This is a genomic window from Streptomyces sp. CNX435 (assembly GCF_059570575.1).
Map to the genome: position 1 here is coordinate 52,397 of NZ_JCANTA010000001.1, position 23,943 is coordinate 76,339.

The following is a 23,943-nucleotide window of genomic DNA, read 5'->3' on the forward strand; positions in this document are numbered from 1 at the left end:
GCACTGACAGTGACGGCCGTCACGTCGAGTGAAGGGGGTTGGGTACGGTGCCGTCGACGGCGGCGTGCGGGCGGCGGGGGCGGTCGCGGTAGCCGTCGAGGTAGAGGCGGTTGCGGTTCAGGCACAGCCGGTCGATACGCGGCGCCAGCAGGTCGAAGAGCGCGAAGCGCTCCGCCAGCTCCGGGAACCGCCGCTGATACCGCAGGATCTCCGCCCGTACGAGGCCGAAGAACTCCGCCTCCGGCACGCCCAGCTCGTCCGCGCACAGCGGCGCCAGATAGCGGAAGACGCCGACGAACAGCCCGGAGTGGATGAACTGCGGCAGGAAATCCGGCGACTCGGTCAGCAGCGTGCGGCGCACCTCGTCGGGCATCCCGGCGTGCTCGGGCAGCGGCTTGGAGCTGACGTTGACGTCGTCGACGAAGTCCTTCACCGCCAGCCGCACCGGCACGTCCTCGCTGTCGAAGACCACGACGGCGTTCTCGCCGTGCGGCGAGAAGACGGTGCCGTAGCGGTACAGGAAGTGCAGCAGCGGCGGCAGCAGGGCGGCGAAGAGCCGCGCCAGCCACGCCGCCGGCGCCAGCCCCGAACGGCGTACCAGCTCCGCCGTGAGCGAACGCCCCCCGGTGTCCGTCCACAGCAGCGCCGCCAGCGTCCTGGCCCGTTCCCCGGCGTCCAGCAGCGGTCCGATCGGCTCCCGCCAGATGCAGCCGAGCAGCTCGCGGTACTGGTACGGGACGGTCGGGAGCGCGTCGTAGAGCGGATGGCGCACCGTCACGCTCGCCGTCTCGCCGAGCAGGACGACACGCGTCTGTTCGGCGAGGAACGGGTCGGCGTCACGGAGCCCGTGCACCCAGCGCGTGACGGCGGGGGCCGCGAGGGTGCGCTCCGTGGGCAGGCCGCGCCAGACCAGGGTGTTGAGCACGGACAGCGGTAGTTTGACGGAACGCGCCCGCGGGCGGCTGAGGTTGAGGAACGTACGGACCGACTGCTGCGGCAGCCACCTGTCGGACGGGCCGCCGTCGGCCGGCAGCGGGATCACCAGCCCGGCGCCGACCTGCGGCGCGTAGAGCGTGGCGACCGTCTCGTCCCACTGCCACGGGTGCACGGGCAGCCACAGGTACTCACCCGGGTCCCGGCCCGCCCCGGTGACCGCGTCGGCGAACACCGCGCGCGTGTCGGCGCTCAGCTCCTCCGCGTACAGCTGCTCGGCGTGGGCGAGGGCGGGCACACCGCGGTACTCGGCGAGGGAGCGGTGCACCGCCAGCCACGGCAGCCGCCGCGGGACGCGGGCCTCCGGGGCGTACGCGGCGGCGTCGGCCGCGGAGAAGCCGATGCGGCCCTTGTTCGCCACGAGCCACGGGTGGCCGGTCTGGTGGCCCTCCAGCTCCGCGTAGCCGAGGTCGGCGAGGCGGGCGGCGGACACGGCGCCGCGGGCGAGGCGGACGTCGGCGGCGAGGGTGGCGGTCAGCTCGCGGATGAGGTGGCCGGTGGTGTCGCCGGCCAGCCGCAGGAGCCCGTCGTGGGCGCGGGCGAGGAAGCCCAGCGGGTCGCCGTCGGGGGAGAGGGAGTCGGGGTCGACGCGCCAGTGGCCGTACGGGCCGCGGCGGGCGGTGAAGCGGTACGTGACGTTGTCGGCGACGGACAGGCGGTAGGGGCGCGGGGCGGTGTCGCCGGGCGCTGGTCCGGGACGGGGCCCGGGGCGGCCGGTGTCGGGGCCGGGATCCGGTTCGGGTTCCGGTTCGGGCTCCGGGGCGACTATGCCCTCGTAGGCGAACTCGCCCAGCATCTTCGCCAGCAGCCGGCGGGCGGCCAGATCCCAGTCGGCCCTGCGGATGGTGTTCGCGGCGTCGGACAAAGGCGTTGGCTCCTCTCCGTACTAAGGCTGGTCGGGCGGCCGGGGCGGCGGCGCGGGCGCCGCGCCCCTGTCACGCAGCGAGCGCTCGCGGACCATCAGCGCCGCCCGCTTGTCGGGCAGAGCCAGCTCCGCCCGGAAGCGGAAACCGGCGTTCAGAAAGGCGGCGACCGACGGCACGTTGTGCACGTCCGGCTCCGCGAGCACGCGCGCGCACGCCGCGTCGTTGTCGAACACGAGGTCGCTGATCGCGCGGATCAACAGGCTGCCCAGGCCGCGGCCCCGGTCGGCGCCGCCGCCGACGAGCAGATGGACGCCCGTGTCGTACGGACGCGCGGGGTAGTACCGGGCAAGCGGGTCGCGGTCGGCGCGGTACAGCTCCCAATAGCTCATCCGCACCCCGCCGAGTACGCCGAAGCAGGGCACGCTGTGCCCCGCGTCGACCTGTGCGCGCACATGCCGGGCGGTGACCTCCGCGGGGCCGGCGAGCTTCCAGAAGGCGGCCACGGAAGGGTCGTTCATCCATCGGTGCAGCAGCGCTATGTCGCGCCCCGGGCCGGCGGGGTCGACGGGTTCGAGGCGGAACGGGCCGGCCGGTGTGTCCGCGGGCGGCCAGCCGGCGACGTCGTACGGAGCGGAGGGCCGGGCGGCTGCTTCTTCAAGAAGCGGGACGAGGCCGACGCCGAAGTCGATGGTGTCGTCGGGGAGCGGCTCCGGGGGCCTGGTGGAGGTCGGGGGATCGGGTGGCACGGGGCCTCTTCTCGTCGTACGGAAGGGGGCTCGGGGGCGGTCAGCGGGCCAGCGGGTTGGGGACGGTGACGTACACGGACTGCGTGTCCACCGGGCCGACCAGCTCGTCCAGGCCGTGCACCCGGGTCAGCAGGTTCGCCTTGCAGCGCAGCGTTCCGCCGCCGAGCAGCCGGTCGGCCAGCGCGCAGCGGCCCCGGCCCGGGCCGCCGCCCGCGGCGGACTGCTCCAGGAAGCGGCGGAAGGCGGCGAGGAGCACGCGTTCGTCGACCAGCCCCGCGGCGCCGAAGGCGCCGACGAGGCCGAGGACGTTGTTGACGCCCAGGTAGTACGCGAAGCGCTCGTCGGTCACGTCGTCCGGGACGAACGTGTCGCTGGCGGCGCCGAGCCCCGGCAGCCGGCGCTCCAGGTCGGCGCGGTGGGACTCGCGGAAGTAGTACCCCTGGTTGTCCCGGTAACGGCCGCCGGCCGGCCAGCCGTCGGCGTCGAGCAGCAGCACGGTGTTCTGCTGGTGCGCCTCAAGCGCCACGCCGGCCTCGGAGTCCAGCCACATGACGGGCCGTACCACCACCTCCAGATAGCGCAGGAACCACTCGGCGGCCACCGCGCACGTCCCCTGCCCGGTGAGGTCGGCGAGCCGCTCGACGACCTCCTGCAGCCGCGAGCGCATCGCGCCCTTCGGCGACCGCGGCACCGGGGACGTCAGCGCCGCGACGCACACCGCGTCGTCGTGCGCCGCGAACGGCTGGTGCCGTACGACCGCGTCCAGACCCGCGACGGGCTCGCCGGCCGGGGTGTCGACGGCCAGCCACGCCGGATCGCGTACGACATCGAAGCCCAGCGCGCCGGGGAGGCCGCCGGGGAAGGACGCCTGCCACTCTTTGCCGAGGCCGGAGCGCAGCAGCCGGTGAACCTCCGTGCCGCGGTGCAACTCCTTACGGAGGTTCTCGCGGCGGGAGTTGGTGATTCGTACGCCCAGGGACAGCTTCAGCATCGCGGGCGCGCCGCGGCGGTACAGGGTCCGTACGGACGCCGTCGGGTGCCAGGGGTCGCCGTGCGGGCCGAGATCGCGCAGCAGGCCGGCGTCGAACAGCGCGCCGGCGTCGGGGCGTTCGCGCACCTCGCGGGCCTGCCACGGGTGCACGGGCAGCGGCGTGCAGCCCGGCGGCACCTGCAGCCCGGGGCCCGCCAGCCGGGCGGCCAACTCGCGTGCGGGCACGCCCTTGCCGCGCTCGGTCCACGCCGAGTCGCCGGCGAGGACGCTGTCGTGGACGGCCAGCCAGTGCAGCGGGAAGCTGCCACGCAGCTCCGGCGAGTAGCGCCGGGCCTCGGCCTCCGACAGCCCCTCGCGGCTCTTGGGGGTGGGGTGCAGCGGGTGGCCGAGGAGCAGGGACTGCTCGCCGGTCAGGAACGGGTCGGCGGTCGCGGGTGGCGTGTTCGCGCGGCGGGCGCTGAGGAACACCGCGGTCCGCCGCACGGAGTCGGCGACGCGGCCGACGAGGTCGGCGCCCCCGTCGGACGGGTCGGGGGCGGGGCGGGTACGGGTCCCGTCGGTGTCGGCGGCCCGCGCGGCGGCGTACGCGGCCTCCCGGCTCAGCAGCGCCGCCAGCGTCACGGCGTCCACCGGCGGCGCGTCCTTGGGGGCGCCGTGCAGCACGGGCCGTCCGAAGCGGTGCCAGCCGGCCGCCGACCAGTACCGCACGGGAACGCGCAGGCACGCCCCGCTGGCGGGCAGCAGCAGCCGCAGCGTGCCGCTCTCCGGCGCCGCCACGCCCTGTTCCCGCACCCAGCAGCGCAGCAGGTTCTCGGCGGCGGCAGCGTCGGCGGCGACCCGCGCGTCCGGGTGCTCCAGGGGGTCCGGCTCGGGCCGCCCGCCGCCGCGCCCGGCGCTCCGCCGGTACTGGCGGGGCACGGCGGGCTCGATGAGCCGGGCCAGCCGCCGGTGCACCGGGGGCCGGCCGCTGCCGGCCGGGAGTTCGTCGCTGGCGGGCTTCGCGTTCACAGACGTGCACCTCGTGAGGGGTCGCGTACGGGGCGAGCGCCCCAGGGCCGCGCGGAGGGGCCGGGGGCGGGGGCGGACGGACCGGTGCGTCGGGGCACGCGGGCCGCGCCGCGCGGTCGGCACACGCGCGCGTACCCGCCCGCTTCGCGAACCGTGGGCACAGCCCCACCCCCTCGCACCGGATACGGGTCTGCATCCCCCGCACTACCAACGACGCACCCGCCGCCGGAACACGGCCGCCGGCAAGATCCTTGGCCGTGCGGGAACCGCGGGGCCCGGTACGGCCGTCCACAACGGCACCGGCATAGTGGGGGCTCGTGTCCCGCCGGGACACCTGCGTCGAGAATCTGGGGGAGTCGATCCATGCCCGCCAACGGGAAACGTCGTATACCGAGGAAGGCGCTGGCCGCGGCGGCACTCGCCGTGACGCTGGCGATGACCGCAGGGGCCTGCGAGGACGGCGGGGGCGACAGCGGCGCCGACGACAAGCAGCAGGAACAGCAGTCGCAGGCCCCCGAGAAGGAGTTGACGCTCCCGGAGGGGATCCCGGACGCCCTGAAGGACATCGACCTGGACAAATGGCGGGACGGGGGCTGGGAGGACTGGGCCGAGGAGGAATGGCTGCGCGACGCGCGCGAGTTCATCAACCCGATCATCGAGGACCTGTGGGACCCGGACCGGATGTGGGACGCGGAGCAGCCGCCGACACAGATCGACGAGAACGACGTGTCGGAGGACCAGGGCGTCACCGACCCGGAGCCGCAGCCCGTGGACGCCGAGGAGGCGGCCACGCCCTACACGGACTCGAACCCGGCCGCGGGCAAGATCTTCTTCGACACGCCCGAGGGCCCCATGGTCTGCTCCGGCACCGTGGTCGCCGACCCCGCCAACCCGGGCAAGTCCAACCTGGTGGCCACCGCGGGCCACTGCGTGCACAAGGGCGCCGACGGCGGCTGGTGGCGCAACATCATCTTCGTGCCCTCCTTCAACCCCGAGGGCAAGACCGTGGCCGAGCTGGAGGCCGAGCAGGCGACGGAGGCGGAGATCGCGCCCAAGGGCACGTTCTGGGCCGAAGAGGCCCGTACGACCGACGAGTGGATCTCCGAGGGCAAGACGGAGGGCGGCGTGGGTGCCCCGTACGACTTCGCCGTGATGAAGGTGCAGCCGAAGGACGGCGGTAGCGAGTCGCTGGAGGAGACGGTCGGCGCCGCGCTGCCCGTGTGGTTCGACGCGCCGGCCGTGAAGGACGTCGGTGACGTGACCGCCACCGGCTACCCGCAGGCCGCGCCGTACGACGGCGCGCGCATGTACTCCTGCACCGACGCGCCGGGCCGGCTGTCGATCCAGGCGGCGCAGCCCACCATGTACCGCATCGGCTGCACCATGACCGCCGGCGCCTCCGGCGGCGGCTGGACCGCCTCGAACGACGGCGAGGAGCAACTGGTGTCCGTCACGTCCATCGGCCCGCTGCAGGCCACCTGGCTGGCGGGGCCGCGCCTCGACAAGGAGGCCAAGGGGGTCTTCGACCAGGTGAGCGGCGGCTAGCGTCCCTTTCCGTACGCCCGGTCCGTACGCCCTTTCCGTGCGGCCGGTTCGTACGGCCGGACGCGGCGGCGTCCGGCGCACAGAGGCCCGACGGCGCGCCGGGCTCCCACCGGGAGCCCGGCGCGCTGGCCGTTCCGCGCCCCGGTTTGGCAGGATCGCCGCGTGGTCCTCTCCTTCCCGCGCCGCCCCGGCCGGCGCCGGGCGCTGCAGGCCGCCGTGGCCACGGCGGCCGTCCTCGGGCTGCTCCTGTGGTGGTTGCTGCCGCTGGGCGGTGACGGACGTCCGGACGGCAAGGTGGTCTTCGCCACGGGGGTGCGCTCCGGCGTCTACGCGGAGTACGGCCGGCTGCTGCGCGAGGGGCTTGCCCGGGACGAGCCGGGCCTCGACGTCCGGCTGCACCCCAGCCAGGGGTCCATCGACAACCTGCGGCAGGTCACGACGGGGCAGGCCGACTTCGCCGTCGCCACTGCCGACTCCGTGGCCACGTACCGCCGCGACCGGCTGCCCGGCTGGCAGCGGCTGCGCGCGGTGGCCCGGCTCTACGACGACTACGTGCAGCTCGTCGTCCTGCGCGACTCGCCCGTCCGGCGCACCGCCGACCTGCGCAACCTCAAGGTCGGCGTGGGGGAGGACGGCTCCGGCGTCCAACTGATCACCCGGCGGCTGCTGTCGGCGGCCGGTCTCGACTTCGACGACGACGTCACGGCGGTGCGCGCGGGCCTGAACTCGATGCCGGAGCTGCTGCGTGAACGGGAGATCGACGCCTTCTTCTGGTCGGGCGGGCTGCCCACCGAAGCCGTCGAGCGCCTGGCGGGGCGGGCGGAGATCCAGCTCGTACCGCTCGGCGACCTGCTCGGGACGCTGCACGCCCAGGGCGAGCTGGCCCGCTACTACCGGGCCGCGGTGATGCCGCCCGACGCCTACCCCACGGTGCAGCGGGATACCGCGGTGCCGACGCTCGCGGTGGCGAACCTGCTGGTCACCACCGAGCGGGAGGACCCGCGGCTGACGGAGAGCGTGACGAGCACGGTGATAAGGGACCGGGACCGGATCGGCCGCGTGGTGCACGCGGCGCAGCGGGTCGACCTGCGCACGGCGGTGTTCACCGACCCGCTGGAGCTGCACGAGGGGGCGGCGCGCTACTACCGGCAGGAGAAACCGTAGGACCCGGCGCGGTGTGAACAGGTGCGAACGGCGGGAGCTGCGGGGCGCGTGTGTCGGGCGATGCGGGTTGACACCAAAATCGAACATCGATTCCCATGGTTGTTCCGGCCGGGTTTTCCACAGGCCGGGCAGACGCGGGGCGCGTTGTCAGTGGCAGGCGATAGCGTCGTTGACGTGAAGCGATCGACTCAGACATCCCGGGTGGAACCCATGGCAGCGACTGACCGCGAGAAGGCGCTCGACGCCGCACTCGCCCAGATTGAACGGCAATTCGGCAAGGGTGCCGTGATGCGTCTCGGCGAGCGGCCGAACGAGCCCGTGGAAATCATCCCCACCGGGTCGACCGCTCTCGACGTCGCGCTCGGCGTGGGCGGTCTGCCGCGCGGCCGCGTGGTGGAGGTGTACGGCCCGGAGTCCTCCGGCAAGACGACCCTGACGCTCCACGCGGTGGCCAACGCCCAGCGGGCCGGCGGCACGGTGGCGTTCGTCGACGCGGAGCACGCCCTCGACCCGGAGTACGCGAAGAAGCTCGGCGTCGACATCGACTCCCTCATCCTCTCCCAGCCCGACAACGGCGAACAGGCGCTGGAGATCGCGGACATGCTGGTCCGCTCCGGCGCGCTCGACCTGATCGTCATCGACTCGGTCGCGGCCCTCGTGCCGCGCGCGGAGATCGAGGGCGAGATGGGCGACTCGCACGTCGGCCTCCAGGCCCGGCTGATGAGCCAGGCTCTGCGGAAGATCACCAGCGCGCTGAATCAGTCGAAGACCACCGCGATCTTCATCAACCAGCTGCGCGAGAAGATCGGCGTGATGTTCGGCTCGCCCGAGACCACCACCGGCGGCAAGGCGCTGAAGTTCTACGCCTCGGTGCGCCTGGACATCCGGCGCATCGAGACGCTCAAGGACGGCACGGATCCCGTTGGCAACCGCACGCGCGTCAAGGTCGTGAAGAACAAGGTCGCGCCGCCCTTCAAGCAGGCCGAGTTCGACATCCTCTACGGGCAGGGCATCAGCCGCGAGGGCGGCCTGATCGACATGGGCGTGGAGCACGGCTTCATCCGCAAGTCCGGCGCCTGGTACACGTACGAGGGCGACCAGCTCGGCCAGGGCAAGGAGAACGCCCGGACGTTCCTGAAGGACAACCCCGACCTGGCGAACGAGATCGAGAAGCGGATCAAGGAGAAGCTGGGGATCGGCCCGAAGCCGCCGGAGAGCGCGGACGGCGAGCCGGGCGCGGAGGCGGCGGGCGACCCCGCGGCGGCGGCCGTGGACGGCGCCGCCTCCGCGGGGAAGAAGACGGTGCCGGCGCCGGCCAAGACCGTGAAGGCGGCCAAGGCCGCGGCCAAGAGCTGATCCGTGGTCCGGCGCACCGACTGGCCGCTCCCGCCCCCGGACGACGGCCGCCCGGCGTCCGCGGGCGGCCCGGAGGACGCCGCCGCCCGGCCGGCCGGGCGGCGGCGGTCACGGGGCCGGAGAGAGCCGTCCGAGGAGCGGGTGCGGGAGGCGTCGCTCAGCCCGGAGGAACGGGCGCGGGCAATCTGTCTGCGCCTGCTCACCGGGGCGCCGCGTACCCGCAGGCAGCTCGCGGACGCGCTGGCCAAGCGGGACGTCGACGCGGAGGTGTCGGTGGCCGTGCTCGACCGCCTGGAAGCGGCCGGGCTCATCGACGACGCGGCGTTCGCCGGCGCCTGGGTGGAGTCCCGGCACCACGGCCGCGGCCTCGCCCGCCGCGCGCTCGCGCGCGAACTGCGCACCCGGGGGGTGGCGTCCGCGGTGGTGGACGAGGCGGTGGGCCGGCTCGACGCGGACACCGAGGAGGAGACGGCACGCGAGCTGGTCGCCCGCAAGCTCCGCGCCACCCGCGGCCTCGACCGGGAGAAGCGCATCCGCCGCCTGGCGGGCATGCTGGCCCGCCGGGGGTACGGGGAAGGGCTCGCGCTCCGTGTCGTCCGCGAGGCGCTGGAGGCGGAGGGCGAGGATACGGAGAGCCTGCTGGAGGACTGACCGGCGCGGGGGTCTGCCGGCGGCGCCGGGGCCCGCTCCGTGAGCGGCGCCGGATACGGCCGCCGCGCGGTCGAGTCGTGTCTTCGACTCCGCGTGGTTACGTCTTCGAGTTCGCGTGTCCGGCCGCCGCCGCGGCCGGTTCGCGACACTCCACGCCGCACAGGGCGGCGGGCCCGGGGCCAGGTGCCCGGGCCGGATTCTCCGTGCCGGGCTCAGACCCGGCGGAGGACCGCCACGACCTTGCCGAGGATCGTGGCCTCGTCGCCGGGGATCGGCTGGTACGCGGCGTTGTGCGGCAGCAGCCACACGTGGCCGTCCTCGCGCTTGAACCGCTTGACCGTGGCCTCGCCGTCCAGCATCGCGGCGACGATGTCGCCGTTCTCGGCGACCGGCTGGCGCCGGACCGCGACCCAGTCGCCGTCGCAGATCGCCGCGTCGATCATCGAGTCACCGACGACCTTCAGCACGAACAGCTCACCGTCTCCGACGAGCTGCCGCGGCAGCGGGAAGACGTCCTCGACCGACTCCTCGGCGAGGATCGGCCCGCCGGCGGCGATCCGGCCGACCAGTGGCACGTACGACGCGGCGGGCTTGCCCGTGGTGTCGGCGGCGGCCTGGCTGGCGGGCGTCTCCGCGCCGCGCACCTCGTACGCCCGCGGCCGGTGCGGGTCCCGGCGCAGGAAGCCCTTGCGCTCCAGCGCCATCAGCTGGTGCGCGACGGAGGAGGTGGAGGAGAGCCCCACGGCCTGGCCGATCTCGCGCATCGACGGAGGGTAGCCACGGCGCTGCACCGAGTCGCGGATGACCTCGATGACCCGGCGCTGCCGCTCGGTCAGCCCCGAGCTGTCGGCCCTGATGCCCGGCGGGCGCCCCGGCATGGAGCGCTTGGGTGGCTGCGCGTCGCCCTCGCGGCCGTCCCCGGGCGCCGGCGCGAGCTGCTGCTCGGCTGCCTGCGGGGGCCGTTCGTCGGCGGCGATGGCGGCGGTGTCTGCGGTGGTGGTCACGTCTTCGGCCCCTCTCGAGACAGGTCTCTCTCTCGTTAGAGACAACGGTAGTTGCTTTCGAAAGGTTGCGCCAAACACACGTTCGAGTGAAAAACTTCGTTTTCGCTACCGTGATCCATCAGCTGGGTGTAGGGCGCTGGCCCGGCGGCTGCTCGCCGCTCGCCCCGGTCCGCCCTGTGGCCCCGTCCCCACGGCCGTCGTCCAGTTTGTCACCCTCGCCCCACCCGTGTCGCCGTCCGCGCGCTCCCGTAGGCTGGCCATCTCCCGCCCGCCGCCCCGCCCGGTGCCGGCCCGATCTCGCGGCGCGGCAACACTCACCGCCCTCAATGGCAGCCAAACCCCAGATCTAGTGGTTAGATGGGTGTCAGCGGCCCACAAGTTGTGGTCCCCCTTCCTCTCAGCGGAAGGGCATCCCATATGCTTGGGGCCTGCTCCGGCGGACCGCGGGGGGTCGCCGGACCGACGTGCCGTGCGCGAGACATGCGCGAGAAGGGGAGGCTGGAGAACGATGCACTGCCCCTTCTGCAGGCACCCCGACAGCCGGGTGGTCGACAGCCGCACCACCGACGACGGCGCAGCAATCCGCCGCCGCCGGCAGTGCCCCGACTGCTCGCGCCGCTTCACGACGGTGGAGACCGCGTCCCTGATGGTCATCAAGCGCAGCGGGGTCACCGAGCCCTTCAGCCGCGCCAAGGTGATCACCGGAGTGCGCAAGGCGTGCCAGGGCCGCCCCGTCACCGAAGACGCGCTGGCCCAGCTCGGCCAGCGGGTCGAGGAGGCGATCCGGGCCACCGGCAGCGCCGAGGTCTCCAGCCACGACGTCGGGCTCGCCATACTGGGCCCGCTGCAGGACCTCGATCTCGTCGCCTACCTGCGTTTCGCCTCCGTCTACCGCGCCTTCGACTCCCTTGAGGACTTCGACGACGCCATCACGCAGTTGCGGACCGCGGACAGGCCCCCCGCCGACGGTGGCGGCCCGGACGTTCAGGACGGCCAGGCCCCATCTCCCGCGCCGGGCGACCCCGGCGCGCCCGGCCCCGGCCGCGGTTCCGGCCGCGGCGAGGCCCCCGGAGTCCCGTCACCCGGCAGAGCGGCCGGCTGACGCCCTCCGCGGGCCTCCCGTCATCCACACCCGGCCGGCGTGCGGCGCAGCGCGCCGAATCCGGCGTAACAAGCAGATCAAGAACAGGCACCGTGCCCGGGAAGACGCGGGCACACCAGGGCGTTCACGCCCGTAGAGGGAGGCGGCATGACAGAGACGACGAGCGGCCCGGCGCGTAGTTCCCGCAAGGGCGGCGCCAAGGGGAACAAGGGCCTGCGCATCGAGCGAATCCACACCACCCCCGGCATGCACCCGTACGACGAGGTGGAGTGGGCGCGCCGTGACGTCGTCATGACCAACTGGCGCGACGGTTCGGTCAACTTCGAGCAGCGCGGCGTGGAGTTTCCCGAGTTCTGGGAGGCCAACGCCGTCAACATCGTCACGAGCAAGTACTTCCGCGGTGCGGTGGGCACCCCCAAGCGGGAGACCAGCCTCAAGCAGGTCGTCGGCCGGATCGTGAAGACGTACCGCAAGGCCGGCGAGGACCACAAGTACTTCGCCTCGCCCGCGGACGCCGAGATCTTCGAGCACGAGCTGACCTACGCCCTGCTGCACCAGATCTTCAGCTTCAACTCGCCGGTGTGGTTCAACGTCGGCACCCCGCAGCCCCAGCAGGTCAGCGCCTGCTTCATCCTCTCCGTCGACGACTCCATGGAGTCGATCCTCGACTGGTACAAGGAAGAGGGGATGATCTTCAAGGGCGGCTCCGGCGCCGGACTCAACCTCTCCCGTATCCGCTCCAGCAAGGAACTGCTCTCCTCCGGCGGCAACGCCTCGGGACCCGTCTCGTTCATGCGCGGCGCCGACGCCTCCGCCGGCACCATCAAGTCCGGCGGCGCCACCCGGCGCGCGGCGAAGATGGTCGTGCTCGACGTCGACCACCCCGACATCGAGGCGTTCATCGAGACCAAGGTCAAGGAGGAGGAGAAGATCCGCGCCCTGCGCGACGCGGGCTTCGACATGGACCTCGGGGGCGACGACATCACCTCCGTGCAGTACCAGAACGCCAACAACTCCGTGCGCGTCACCGACGACTTCATGAAGGCCGTCGAGAACGACGCGCAGTTCGGCCTGCGTGCCCGTATGACCGGCGAGGTCATCGAGGAGGTCGGCGCGAAGAAGCTGTTCCGGCAGATGGCCGAGGCCGCGTGGGCCTGCGCCGACCCCGGCATCCAGTACGACGACATCATCAACCACTGGCACACGGCGCCGGAGTCGGGGCGTATCAGCGCCTCCAACCCGTGCAGCGAGTACATGCACCTGGACAACACCTCGTGCAACCTCGCCTCGCTGAACCTGATGAAGTTCCTCAAGCAGGACGCGGACGGCCGGCAGAGCTTCGAGGTGGAGCGCTTCGCCAAGGTCGTCGAGCTGGTCATCACGGCGATGGACATCTCCATCTGCTTCGCCGACTTCCCGACCCGGAAGATCGCCGAGAACACCCGTGCCTTCCGCCAGCTCGGCATCGGCTACGCCAACCTCGGCGCCCTGCTCATGGCCACGGGCCACGCCTACGACTCCGACGGCGGCCGTGCCCTCGCCGGCGCCATCACCTCCCTGATGACCGGCACCGCCTACAAGCGCTCGGCGCACCTGGCCGCCGCCGTCGGCGCGTACGACGGCTACGCCCGCAACGCCGCCGCCCACAAGCGCGTCATGCGGCAGCACGCGGACGCCAACGGCGCGGCCAAGCGGATGGACGACCTGGACACCCCCGTCTGGGCCGCCGCCACCGAGGCCTGGCAGGACGTGGTCCGCCTCGGCGACAAGCACGGCTACCGCAACGCCCAGGCGTCGGTGCTGGCCCCCACGGGGACCATCGGCCTGGCGATGTCGTGCGACACGACGGGCATCGAGCCGGACCTGGCGCTGGTGAAGTTCAAGAAGCTGGTCGGCGGCGGTTCGATGCAGATCGTCAACCAGACGGTGCCGATGGCGCTGAAGCGGCTGGGTTACCAGGAGGAGCAGATCGAGGCGATCGTCGCGCACATCGCCGAGCACGGCAGCGTGGTGAACGCCCCGAGCCTCAAGCCCGAGCACTACGAGGTCTTCGACTGCGCCATGGGGGAACGTTCCATCTCCCCGATGGGGCACGTGCGGATGATGGCGGCGGCGCAGCCGTTCCTGAGCGGCGCCATCTCCAAGACGGTCAACATGCCCGCGACGAGCACCGTCGAGGACGTCGAGGAGATCTACCTCCAGGGCTGGAAGCTGGGCGTCAAGGCCCTCGCCGTGTACGTGGAGGGCTCGAAGGTCGGCCAGCCGCTGTCGGCGAAGAAGAAGGAGGCCGACAAGGCCGCGGACAAGGCGGAGGAGACGATCCGCGAGGCCGTGGAGAAGGTCGTCGAGTACCGGCCGGTGCGCCGCCGCCTCCCCAAGGGCCGCCCCGGCATCACCACGTCCTTCACGGTCGGTGGCGCCGAGGGCTACATGACCGCCAACTCCTACCCGGACGACGGGCTGGGCGAGGTGTTCCTGAAGATGTCCAAGCAGGGCTCGACCCTCGCGGGCATGATGGACGCCTTCTCGATCGCGGTCTCGGTGGGCCTGCAGTACGGGGTGCCGCTGGAGACGTACGTCTCGAAGTTCACGAACATGCGCTTCGAGCCGGCGGGCATGACGGACGACCCCGACGTGCGGATGGCGCAGTCGATCGTCGACTACATCTTCCGCCGGCTGGCGCTGGACTTCCTGCCGTTCGAGACCCGCTCGGCGCTGGGCATCCACTCCGCGGAGGAGCGCGAGCGGCACCTGGAGACGGGTTCGTACGAGCCGACGGACGAGGAGCTGGACGTCGAGGGCCTGGCCCAGTCGGCCCCGCGCGAGCCGGCGCCCCTCCCGGCCCCGCCGGTGACGATCGAGCAGGCCAAGCCGGCCCCGCAGGAGGCGCACACGTCGGCGGAGCTGGTGGAGATGCAGCTCGGCATCCAGGCGGACGCGCCGCTGTGCTTCTCGTGCGGCACGAAGATGCAGCGGGCGGGCAGCTGCTACATCTGCGAGGGCTGCGGCTCGACCAGCGGCTGCAGCTGAGGCGGCGCGGGCCGGCAGCGCGCCGGCCGGCGGCGTGACGCGCGTACGCAGCTGAACAGCACGTCCCGGAGGGGACCGGCCGCCGGCCGGTCCCCTCCGGCACGCGTGCGCCGGGCGCAACGGGCGGCGGCGAGGTCGCGGTGGGCGTCGGCGGGCCGGTCCCCCTGCCCTGGTCGAGGTAGAGGCCGAGGTCGAGGTCGTCGCCGCGGTGACCGGCGCGTCGGGGGCGTGAACTCGCCTGCGCACGCCGGTGATCGCCGCTGGGCCAGGCCGTACGATGGCGCGGTGCTGGTCAAGTGGATTCGCTGCACCGTAGTGGACCGCCGGGGTTTCGAGCGGGGGCAGCGAAAGTGGGCGGGGCTGCTCGGCGAACCGGGCTTTCGGGGGCAGGGCGGGGGCTGGAGCCGGGCGCGCGAGGGTGTCGTGCACCTCGTCGCCTTCTGGGAGAGCAGGGCGTTGTACGACTCGTTCATGGCGCGCTCCCACGACCGGCTCGCGGCGGCCCAGCTCGGCACGTTCAAGGACATGCGGGTGCGGCTCTTCGAGCACCGCATGGACGTGAAGCTGGGGTTCGAGCCGCGGTTCGAGGGCGCTGACGTGATGCGGCTCGCGTACTGCCGGGTGCACGAGGAGCGGGTGGAGCACTTCACGCTGATGCAGGAGAAGGTGTGGAACCCGGCCATGGCGGGGTCGCCGGGGATGCTGCGCGGGGTGCTGGGGCAGTCGGGGGAGGGCGAGTTCCTGGTGCTGTCGCTGTGGTCGTCGGCGGCGGAGCACGGCAAGTACCGCGAGGAGCGGGTGGAGCGGCTGGCGCTGCGCGCGCAGACCGCGGCGGACGTGGCGGCCCTGGCGGGGGACGTGGTGGATCTGGAGTCGTCCTGGACCGTCTGACCGGGCGCCCCGGCCGCTACGCTGTGCCCGAGATGACACCGGATCCCGCTCCCGCCCCGTCGCCGGACCCGTTCGCGGCGCCGGCCCTCGATCCGTCGCCTGCCGCGGCCCAGGACCCTGCGCCTGCGCCGGCCGGCCCGGGCCGGGGTACCGGCGTGCCCGACGCTCCTCCGGGCGCGCTCGTGCCTGACGCGCGCCTTGCGCGCGCCCTCGCGAGCCTGCGCGGGCTGGCCGTCGGCGACGCGCTCGGCTCCCGGTACTCCGAGCCCGGCAACTACCCGCTCCTGGCCCGCCGCGAGCTGCCGCCCGCGCCGTGGCGCTGGACGGACGACACCGAGATGGCGTCCTCGGTGGTGGCGGTGCTCGCCGCGCACGGCCGCGTCGAGCAGGACGCCCTGGCGGCGTCGTTCGCCGGCCGGCAGAACGCCGGCGGCCCCCGCGGCTACGGGCGCGCGGTGAACCGGATCCTGGGCCAGGTGCGCGACGGCGAGGACTGGCGCCGGCTCGCCGCCGCCCTCTTCGACGGGCAGGGCTCCTGGGGCAACGGTGCGGCGATGCGGGTGGCGCCGCTGGGCGCCTGGTACGCGGAGGACGTCGAGGAGGCGGTGCGGCAGGCGGAGGTCTCGTCGTACGTCACCCACCAGCACCGCGAGGCCGTCACCGGCTGCATGGCGGTGGCCGCGGCGGCGGCGCTGGCTGCCGGCCGGCCGGGCGGCACCACCGAGGCCGCGCCGGGCGGCACGGGCACCGCCGACGCCGGCTCCCGCGTATCCGGACTGGCCGCCGGTGCCGCCCTGCTCGACCAGGTGATCGCAGTGGTGCCGCGCAGCGCCGTCGCCCAAGGGCTGTGCCGCGCGCGGGACATGCTCGACTACGACGACGTCGCCACCGTCGCCGCCGTGCTGGGCAACGGCCGCCGCACCAGCGCGCACGACACCGTGCCGTTCGCCCTGTGGTCGGCCGCCCGGCACCTCGGCGACTACCCGGGCGCGTTCTGGGCGACGGCGCAGGCCGGCGGGGACGTGGACACCACGTGCGCGATCGTCGGCGGCGTGCTCGCGGGTACGGCGGCCGGTGCGCCGCCGGCGCGCTGGGTACGGGACGCGGAGCCGCTGCCGGAGTGGGTGCCGGCGCTCCCGGAGCCATGACGCACCCCGGCCGCGCCGGTACGGCGCGACCGCGGGCCCGCGCGTTATCGGCGCGGGCCCGCGGCGTGACGGAGACGGCCGGGTGCGGAGCGGTGTCTCCTCGGCACGTAGCGGAGACGGCGGGGTACGTCACCGGGACTGCGACGTGCGTACCGGCCGCGACGGTGTATGGGGTGGGGCGGGTGGGGTACCCCGGTGGCCCCGCCCCGCTACTGGCGGGGCCACCGGCTTCCGGGAGCGCCGCGTCAGGCGGCGCCCGGTCCCGCCATGCCGGACAGGGCCTCCAGGTCGCTCTTGCGCACCTTGATCGCCACCACGGCGACGATCACGGCGAGCACGACCATGGCCGTACCGGCGAGGAACGCCTGGGACATGCCCTGCGCGAGCACCTCCTGGCCCCACGGCGGCGGCAGCTCGCCGGTTTTCTCGAGGACCGCCTTCTGCTCCGGCGTGGCCTCCGCCATGAACGACGGGATCTGCTTCTCCGCCTCGTCCCTGCTGGCGGTGCCGAACACGGTGGTCAGGATGGACAGGCCGAGCGAACCGCCGACCTGCTGCGTGGCGTTGAGCAGGCCGGAGGCGGCGCCCGCCTGGTGCTGCGCCACACCGGAGACGGCGGTGATGGTGAGCGTCACGAAGATCATCCCCATGCCGAAGCCGAAGATGATCTCGGGCCCGAACACCCCGGCCATGAACGAGCTGTCGGTGTCCAGCAGCACCATCCAGCCCATGCCGACCGCGGTGATGGCCGAGCCGCCGACCATGAACGGCTTGGGCCCGAGCACCGGCAGGAACCGCTGCGCGATGCCCGCGCTGATGACGATGGCCACGGTGATCGGCAGGAACGCCACGCCCGACTTGATCGGGCTGTAGCCGAGGACGTTCTGCACGAACAGCACCAGGTAGAAGAAGATGCCGAACATGGCGGCGGACAGGCTCAGCATGATCACGTACGTACCGGAGCGGTTGCGGTCCGCGAACATGTGCAGCGGCGTGATGGGGTCCTTCGCACTGCGTTCGACGAAGACGAACGTGACGAGCAGGACCGCGGCCGCCACGAACGAGCCGATGGACAGGCCGTCCCGCCAGCCCTCGTCGGCGGCGCGGATGAACCCGTAGACGAGCGCCCCCATGCCGAGGGTGGACGTCAGCGCGCCGGAGATGTCGAAGCGTCCGGGGTGCCGCTCGGATTCGTTGATGTACAGCGGGACGGCGGCGATGATCAGGATGCCGATGGGCACGTTGACGAAGAGCACCCAGCGCCAGTCGAGCCACTCGGTGAGCATGCCGCCGGCCAGCAGGCCGATGGCACCGCCGCCCGCGGAGACCGCCGCGAACACTCCGAACGCCCGGTTGCGCTCGGGGCCCTCGGGGAATGTGGTGGTGACGAGCGCCAGCGAGGTGGGCGACGCGATGGCGCCGCCGGCGCCCTGCAGCGCGCGGGCCACGAGCAGCTGCCAGGGCTCCTGCGCGAAGCCGCCGAGCAGCGAGGCCGCGATGAACAGTGCGATGCCGAAGGTGAAGACGCGGCGCCGGCCGAGGATGTCCCCGGCCCGGCCGCCGAGGAGGAGCAGGCCGCCGAAGGTGAGGGTGTATGCGCTGACGACCCAGGTCAGGCCGGTGGTGGAGAAGTCCAGGGAGTCCTGGATGTGCGGAAGCGCGATGTTCACGATCGTGACGTCGAGAACGACCATCAGCTGGCAGGCCGCGATGATGAGCAGCGCCATGTTGCGCCGGTCACCACGGGGAGCCTTGCCCGCCTCCGGCTCGTTCGCTAGTTGAGAGGTTGTCACCATGTTCCCCATACATGTGAAATAGTGAACGGTAGCGTTCACTGAATGGAATGAGCGTAGGAGTCCCCAAGAGGGAACGCAAGCGTTCACTATGACCGCTGACGGAGAGACCGATATGGGTAGTTCGCGCCGGACCGCTCCCGGAGCGTGCACCGAGACCAGTCAGAACCAGCCGGGCGGCGTGCGCCGCCGCGGCGACGTACTCGAACGCGCCATCCTGGACGCCGCCTTGGAGCAGCTGGGCGCCGCGGGCTGGAAGGGGCTGACCATCGAAGGCGTCGCCGCCCGCGCGCAGACCGGGAAGGCGGCCGTCTACCGGCGGTGGGCGTCGAAGTCGGCGCTCGTCGAGGACGCGCTACGGGCCGGGGTCCCGCCGCTGGAGACGCAGCCGGACCGGGGCAGCCTGCGGGCCGACCTCACCGAGTTCTGCCGGGCGCTCCGCGACCGGATGTACTCCAGCGGCGGCCAGGCGCTGCGCGCCGTGCTCGACGAGTGCGACCGCGAGCAGGCGGAGCAGTTCCACGAGGTGGTCATGGGGCAGATCATCGAACCGGGCAAGGAGATGATCGCGGAGCTGCTGCGCCGCGGGGTCGAGCGCGGCGACGTGCGGCCGGAGGTGAACGGGGACCTGGTGCTCGACGTGCTGCCGGCGATGATGATGTACCGGCACAAGACCACCGGGCGGGACCTCAGCGACGAGGACATGGACGAGATGGTCGACCAGGTGATGGTGCCGCTGCTGCACGCCCGGTGACGGGCGGCCGTGACCAGCTGCCGTGACCAGCTGCCGTGACGGGAGGCCGTGATGGGCGGCCGGGACCGGGTCGTAGGCTGGCCTTATGAGTCCCTACGAGCCGCCCACCCACCGCGTCGAGCGCTCCCTGCGCGCCACCACGGGCGCCAGGATCGTCGCCGGCGTCGACGAGGTCGGCCGGGGCGCCTGGGCCGGGCCCGTCACCGTGTGCGCGGCCGTCACCGGCCTGCGCCGCGCGCCCGAAGGGCTCACCGACTCCAAGCTGTTGACGGTCCGGCGGCGCGAGGAGCTGGCCGCCCAGCTCACGGGCTGGGTCACCGCGCACGCGCTGGGCCACGCCTCGTCGCAGGAGATCGACGAGCTGGGCATGACGGCGTGTCTGCGGCTCGCCGCGGGCCGGGCGCTGGCCGCGCTGCCCGTACGGCCGGACGCGGTCATCCTCGACGGCAAGCACGACTACCTCGGGCCGCCCTGGCGGGTCCGTACGGTAATCAAGGGCGACCAGTCGTGCGTCGCGGTCGCCGCCGCCTCCGTGCTCGCCAAGGTCCACCGCGACGCCCGCATGGCCGAACTGGGCGCCGAGCGGCCCGAATACGAGCCGTACGCGTTCGGGGACAACGCCGGCTACCCCTCGCCCGTGCACCGCGCCGCGCTCAAGGAGCACGGGCCGACGGGCCACCACCGGGTCTCCTGGGCGTACATGGACGCGCTGGCCAAGTGGCAGCACCTCAAGCGGCGGCGGGTCGTGCCGGAGACCGCGGAGCTGGAGGCCGCCGGGCAGCTGGGGTTCGACATCTGACGTGCGCGGCCCCGCGGTTCGGGCCGCGAGGCCGCCGCGGCGGCGCGCACGGAGCGCCGGGGCGGCGGCGGTCCGCGGGCCACGGGGCCTTCAGTTGCCCACCCGCCGACGTGCTTGTCACCTCCGTTTGATAGACATGCGCCCATGCCTCTCCCTGCCGAGGACTCTCCCACCCACGAGACCGTCCCGGGCCGCAGTGCGCCCCCTCGTCCCATCCCAGGCCCCCGCCCCGTACGGCCGCGTGGCGGATCCCGTTCCGGCCCCGGCGGCCGCGGCCCCGGCGCCACCGCGCCCGGCGCCCGTCCTGCACCCTCCGGCGGCCAGGGCAGGCCCGCCGCCGCCGGGCCGCGGCTGCAACTGATCCCCGCGACGCCCGACGGCGCCGTCGACGCCGCGGACGAAGCCGTGGACCTACTGCTGGAGTCCGGCCGTCCGCCGGCCGAGATCCTCGTGCTCACCACCGGCGAGCCGCACCCGTGGGCGGCGCATGAGCTGTCGTTCGGTGAGGACGGCTACTGGGCACAGGAGGCCGCGGGGGACGACGTGTTCTACGCCGACGCCGCGTCGTCGGCGCGGCTGGCCCGGCGGCAGGTGGTCGTCGTCGCCGTCAACGGCGGTGGCGACGAGGCGACGGCCGCGGCGCTGCCGGCGGCGATGACGCGCGCGGCGGCGCTGCTGATCCTCTGCGGCGACGCGGACTACATCAACGGCGTCCTGGGCGTCTCCGCCTGAGGTGCGTGCCCCGTCCGCGGGCGGGGTGCGGCGCCACGGCCCGCAGCAGCAGCACCGTGCGGCCGGGGCGCGGGCGGGGCGCGGGCGGGCGGCTCAGACCGCCCACGAGACGCTCGGCTCCGCGTCCGTCCCGGCCCCCGCCGCTGTCTCCGCCTCCCGTGATACGGCGTCCGGCGGCTGCCGCGCCCGCGGGCCCGGGGCCGTCCTGACCTGCGCCCCGACGGCCGCGGCCCCCGCGCCGGAGTCGGCGTCCGCGGGCGGGTCGTCCGCGTACGGGCGCCGGCCGCCGCGGTCCTCGCCCAGCACCTGCCAGCCGCCGCCGGTAAGCGTGATGTACGCGCCGCAGCGCAGCCCGTGCAGCGTGCAGGCGTCCCGCAGCCCCCACATCCAGGCGCCGTCCTCCTCCGTCCAGCCGGCGTCCCCGGCGCGGCAGTTCAGGAGCACGGCCGTACGGACGGGGAAGCGGCGGCGCAGGTCGTGCGGGATGACCCGGCGGAGCCGGTCCAGCAGCGCGTTGCGCAGGTCCCAGCCGTCCGCGGCGGCGTCCGGGCGGCCCGCCTCGCGGCGCGACAGCGACGCGCTCGCGCGCAGCCGCTCGTCGGGGTCGAGCACGGCGAGCACCGCCGTCTCCGGCGCGGGCCGGTGGCGGGCGTGCAGGCCGGTGACAATCTCGCGGGGGTTGCGCAGCAGCGGGATCCCGGCCGCCGCCCACTCGGCTGGTTCGAGGATGCGGCCGGACGGGCCGGGGTCGCCGGTGGCGGGGCCGAAGACCAAGGGCACTCCCTGAGGGCTGGGGGCGTACGAACGCACGGCGGGGGCGGACGGGCGTGAGCGCGCAGCGTCGAGCAGCCCGGGGGCCGGGCCGGCGCTGGGAGCGATCTCAATTCTCCCCGCCGAAATGGCCTGCGGCAATGCGGCATTGTCGACAGATCAATCTCCGGGCGAACGCATGACTGCCGCATGACCACCGCACGACGGCCGCACAAGGGCGTCGCGGCCGTGTTACGGGCCGCGGCCCGCCCGCCGCGGCCGGCCGGGCTGCTGTCCAACTGCTGTCCAACCGCTTCTCCGCAGCAATCACCGTGCGCGAGGTGGCTGACTGTCGGTGCCATCGGGTTGCATGGGGGCATGGACGATCAGGAGCTGCGCGCCGAAGCCGACGCCGTTCTCGCCGGGCTCGTCGGCGACCCCGGCGGCCCGGCCCGGCTGCGGGAGGACCAGTGGCAGGCCGTGGCGGCCCTGGTGCGGGAGCACCGCCGCGCGCTGGTGGTGCAGCGCACCGGCTGGGGCAAGTCGGCGGTGTATTTCGTGGCCACGGCGCTGCTGCGGCGCCGTGGCGCGGGGCCCACGGTGATCGTCTCGCCGCTGCTGGCGCTGATGCGCAACCAGGTCGAGGCCGCCGCACGGGCCGGCATCCGCGCCCGTACGATCAACTCGGCCAACCCGGAGGAGTGGGGAACCATCCACGAGGAGGTCGAGCGCGGCGAGACCGACGTGCTCCTCGTCAGCCCCGAGCGGCTGAACTCCGTGGACTTCCGCGACCGGCTGCTGCCCGAGCTGGCCGCCACCACCGGCCTCCTCGTCGTCGACGAGGCCCACTGCATCTCCGACTGGGGGCACGACTTCCGCCCCGACTACCGCCGGCTGCGCGCGATGCTCGCCGACCTGCCCGAAGGCGTCCCGGTGCTGGCGACCACGGCGACCGCAAACGCGCGCGTGACCGCCGACGTCGCCGAGCAGCTCGGCACCGGCGGCGGCGAGGCCCTGGTGCTGCGCGGCCCGCTGGACCGGGAGAGCCTGCGGCTCGGCGTCGTCCGGCTGCCGGACGCGGCGCACCGCCTCGCCTGGCTCGCCGAGCATCTGGAAGAGCTGCCGGGATCCGGAATCGTCTACGCCCTCACCGTCGCCGCCGCCGAGGAGGCCGCCGCCTTCCTGCGGCAGCGCGGCTTCCCCGTCGCCTCGTACACCGGACGCACGGAGAACGCCGACCGGCTCCAGGCCGAGGAGGACCTCCTGGCGAACCGGGTCAAGGCGCTCGTCGCGACATCGGCGCTGGGCATGGGCTTCGACAAGCCGGACCTGGGCTTCGTCGTCCACCTAGGCTCGCCGTCCTCCCCGATCGCGTACTACCAGCAGGTGGGCCGCGCCGGCCGCGGCGTCGACCACGCCGACGTGCTGCTGCTGCCCGGCCGCGAGGACGAGGCGATCTGGCGCTACTTCGCCGACACCGCCTTCCCGCCCGAGACACAGGTCCGCCAGACCCTCGCGGCGCTCGCGGACGCCGGCCGCCCGCTGTCCGTCCCGGCCCTGGAAGCGGCCGTCGACCTGCGGCGCACCCGACTGGAGACGATGCTGAAGGTGCTGGACGTCGACGGCGCGGTCCGGCGGGTCAAGGGCGGCTGGACCGCCACCGGCCGGGACTGGGACTACGACGCCGAGCGGTACGCGTGGGTGGCGCGGCAGCGCGCGGCCGAGCAGCAGGCCATGCGGGACTACGTGAGCACGTCCGGCTGCCGGATGGAGTTCCTGCGCGGGCAGCTGGACGACGAGGGGGCGGCGCCCTGCGGGCGCTGCGACAACTGCGCGGGGGCCTGGATCGACGCGGTCGTGTCGGCGGAGGCGCTGACGGGAGCCGAGAAGGAGCTGGACCGGCCGGGGACCGAGGTCGAGCCGCGGCGGATGTGGCCGACGGGCATGCCCGCGCTGGGCATCGGCCTCAAGGGCCGTATCCCGGCCGGCGAGCAGTGCGCCACCGGCCGCGCCCTGGGACGTCTCTCCGACATCGGCTGGGGCAACCGGCTGCGGCCACTGCTCGCGGAGAACGCCGCCGACGGTCCCGTCCCGGACGACGTGCTGCGGGCGGCGGTCGACGTCCTCGCCGACTGGGCGCGCACCCCGGGCGGCTGGGCGTCGGACGGCCCGGAGGCGGCGGCGCGGCCCGTCGGCGTCGTGGTCGTGCCGTCCATAGACCGGCCCCTCATGGTCGACTCGCTCGCCCGGGGCATCGCGACCGTCGGGCGCCTGCCGTACCTCGGTACCCTGGCATACACGGGCCCGGACGGCGGTCACGGCCCCCGCCGCAGCAACTCCGCCCAGCGGCTCGCCACCCTGACCGCCGCCTTCGCCGTCCCCGACGAACTCGCCGCCGCCCTGGCCGGCACCCCGGGCCCGGTGCTGCTCGTCGACGACTACACCGACTCCGGCTGGACCCTCGCGGTCGCGGCCCGCCTGCTGCGGCGGGCGGGCGCCGAGGGGGTGCTGCCGCTGGTCCTCGCGGCGACCGGCTGAGGCGAAGCGGCCGGCCGGCGCGGCAACGGCGGGGCGCACCGGCGGTGGGATTCCCCAGCTCGGGGAGGGTGATGACATGGCC

The 23,943-nt window shown here is 73.8% G+C and carries 18 protein-coding genes; 12 read left to right on the forward strand and 6 right to left on the reverse strand.

Features of this window, described 5'->3' with window-relative positions:
• Window positions 1–19: 19 nt before the first annotated feature.
• The 3 genes from T328_RS00200 to T328_RS00210 are packed head-to-tail and all read right to left on the reverse strand — an operon-like array spanning window position 20 to window position 4,604.
• A complete protein-coding gene (locus T328_RS00200) occupies window positions 20–1,858 on the reverse strand; it encodes an IucA/IucC family protein (RefSeq protein ID WP_496493710.1) in 1,839 nt (612 codons plus the stop codon).
• A 21-nt stretch (window positions 1,859–1,879) separates the two neighbouring features.
• Complete coding sequence (locus T328_RS00205) at window positions 1,880–2,605, reverse strand: GNAT family N-acetyltransferase (protein WP_496493711.1); 726 nt, start codon at window positions 2,603–2,605, stop codon at window positions 1,880–1,882.
• 40 nt (window positions 2,606–2,645) lie between these two features.
• Window positions 2,646–4,604 carry an IucA/IucC family protein gene (locus T328_RS00210; RefSeq protein WP_496493712.1) on the reverse strand — a complete coding sequence of 653 codons (1,959 nt, stop codon included), beginning with the start codon at window positions 4,602–4,604 and terminating at the stop codon, window positions 2,646–2,648.
• A gap of 363 nt (window positions 4,605–4,967) precedes the next feature.
• Here T328_RS00210 and T328_RS00215 point away from each other — a divergent pair, with 363 nt between their 5' ends.
• The 4 genes from T328_RS00215 (at window position 4,968) to recX (ending at window position 9,320) form a co-directional block, all read left to right on the forward strand.
• Window positions 4,968–6,149, forward strand: coding sequence for a trypsin-like serine peptidase (locus tag T328_RS00215; protein ID WP_496493713.1), 1,182 nt, complete (start codon window positions 4,968–4,970; stop codon window positions 6,147–6,149).
• Between the two features lie 162 nt (window positions 6,150–6,311).
• The gene (locus T328_RS00220; protein WP_496493714.1) at window positions 6,312–7,313 is read left to right on the forward strand and encodes a TAXI family TRAP transporter solute-binding subunit; all 1,002 of its coding nucleotides are present in this window, start codon (window positions 6,312–6,314) and stop codon (window positions 7,311–7,313) included.
• A 210-nt stretch (window positions 7,314–7,523) separates the two neighbouring features.
• A complete protein-coding gene (gene recA / locus T328_RS00225) occupies window positions 7,524–8,669 on the forward strand; it encodes a recombinase RecA (protein ID WP_496493715.1) in 1,146 nt (381 codons plus the stop codon).
• Window positions 8,670–8,672: 3 nt separating this feature from the next.
• Complete coding sequence (gene recX / locus T328_RS00230) at window positions 8,673–9,320, forward strand: recombination regulator RecX (RefSeq protein WP_496493716.1); 648 nt, start codon at window positions 8,673–8,675, stop codon at window positions 9,318–9,320.
• Window positions 9,321–9,532: 212 nt separating this feature from the next.
• Here recX and lexA read toward each other — a convergent pair whose 3' ends face one another.
• Window positions 9,533–10,324 (reverse strand): transcriptional repressor LexA, encoded by a 792-nt coding sequence (gene lexA, locus T328_RS00235; protein ID WP_496493717.1) that lies wholly within the window; start codon window positions 10,322–10,324, stop codon window positions 9,533–9,535.
• Between the two features lie 508 nt (window positions 10,325–10,832).
• Between lexA and nrdR the strand changes: the two genes are divergently transcribed.
• The 4 genes from nrdR (at window position 10,833) to T328_RS00255 (ending at window position 16,495) form a co-directional block, all read left to right on the forward strand.
• On the forward strand, window positions 10,833–11,426 hold the full coding sequence (gene nrdR, locus T328_RS00240) for a transcriptional regulator NrdR (protein ID WP_496493718.1): 594 nt from the start codon (window positions 10,833–10,835) through the stop codon (window positions 11,424–11,426).
• Window positions 11,427–11,573: 147 nt separating this feature from the next.
• Entirely contained in the window at window positions 11,574–14,456 is a 2,883-nt protein-coding gene (locus T328_RS00245; protein WP_496493719.1) for a vitamin B12-dependent ribonucleotide reductase, read from the forward strand.
• A 285-nt stretch (window positions 14,457–14,741) separates the two neighbouring features.
• On the forward strand, window positions 14,742–15,347 hold the full coding sequence (locus tag T328_RS00250) for a YdbC family protein (protein WP_496493720.1): 606 nt from the start codon (window positions 14,742–14,744) through the stop codon (window positions 15,345–15,347).
• A 23-nt stretch (window positions 15,348–15,370) separates the two neighbouring features.
• Entirely contained in the window at window positions 15,371–16,495 is a 1,125-nt protein-coding gene (locus T328_RS00255; protein WP_496493721.1) for an ADP-ribosylglycohydrolase family protein, read from the forward strand.
• 245 nt (window positions 16,496–16,740) lie between these two features.
• Here the strand turns inward: T328_RS00255 and T328_RS00260 are convergent, their stop codons facing one another.
• Window positions 16,741–18,288 carry an MFS transporter gene (locus tag T328_RS00260; RefSeq protein WP_496494280.1) on the reverse strand — a complete coding sequence of 516 codons (1,548 nt, stop codon included), beginning with the start codon at window positions 18,286–18,288 and terminating at the stop codon, window positions 16,741–16,743.
• A 115-nt stretch (window positions 18,289–18,403) separates the two neighbouring features.
• Between T328_RS00260 and T328_RS00265 the strand changes: the two genes are divergently transcribed.
• The 3 genes from T328_RS00265 (at window position 18,404) to T328_RS00275 (ending at window position 20,573) form a co-directional block, all read left to right on the forward strand.
• Window positions 18,404–19,042 carry a TetR/AcrR family transcriptional regulator gene (locus tag T328_RS00265; protein ID WP_496493722.1) on the forward strand — a complete coding sequence of 213 codons (639 nt, stop codon included), beginning with the start codon at window positions 18,404–18,406 and terminating at the stop codon, window positions 19,040–19,042.
• A gap of 85 nt (window positions 19,043–19,127) precedes the next feature.
• Entirely contained in the window at window positions 19,128–19,841 is a 714-nt protein-coding gene (gene rnhB, locus T328_RS00270; RefSeq protein WP_496493723.1) for a ribonuclease HII, read from the forward strand.
• 144 nt (window positions 19,842–19,985) lie between these two features.
• Complete coding sequence (locus tag T328_RS00275) at window positions 19,986–20,573, forward strand: hypothetical protein (RefSeq protein ID WP_496493724.1); 588 nt, start codon at window positions 19,986–19,988, stop codon at window positions 20,571–20,573.
• A gap of 93 nt (window positions 20,574–20,666) precedes the next feature.
• On the opposite strand, the gene T328_RS00280 is transcribed toward T328_RS00275, so the two are convergent.
• Window positions 20,667–21,347, reverse strand: coding sequence for a hypothetical protein (locus T328_RS00280; RefSeq protein ID WP_496493725.1), 681 nt, complete (start codon window positions 21,345–21,347; stop codon window positions 20,667–20,669).
• A 354-nt stretch (window positions 21,348–21,701) separates the two neighbouring features.
• Between T328_RS00280 and T328_RS00285 the strand changes: the two genes are divergently transcribed.
• Entirely contained in the window at window positions 21,702–23,861 is a 2,160-nt protein-coding gene (locus T328_RS00285) for a RecQ family ATP-dependent DNA helicase (protein WP_496493726.1), read from the forward strand.
• The last annotated feature ends 82 nt before the right edge of the window (window positions 23,862–23,943 follow it).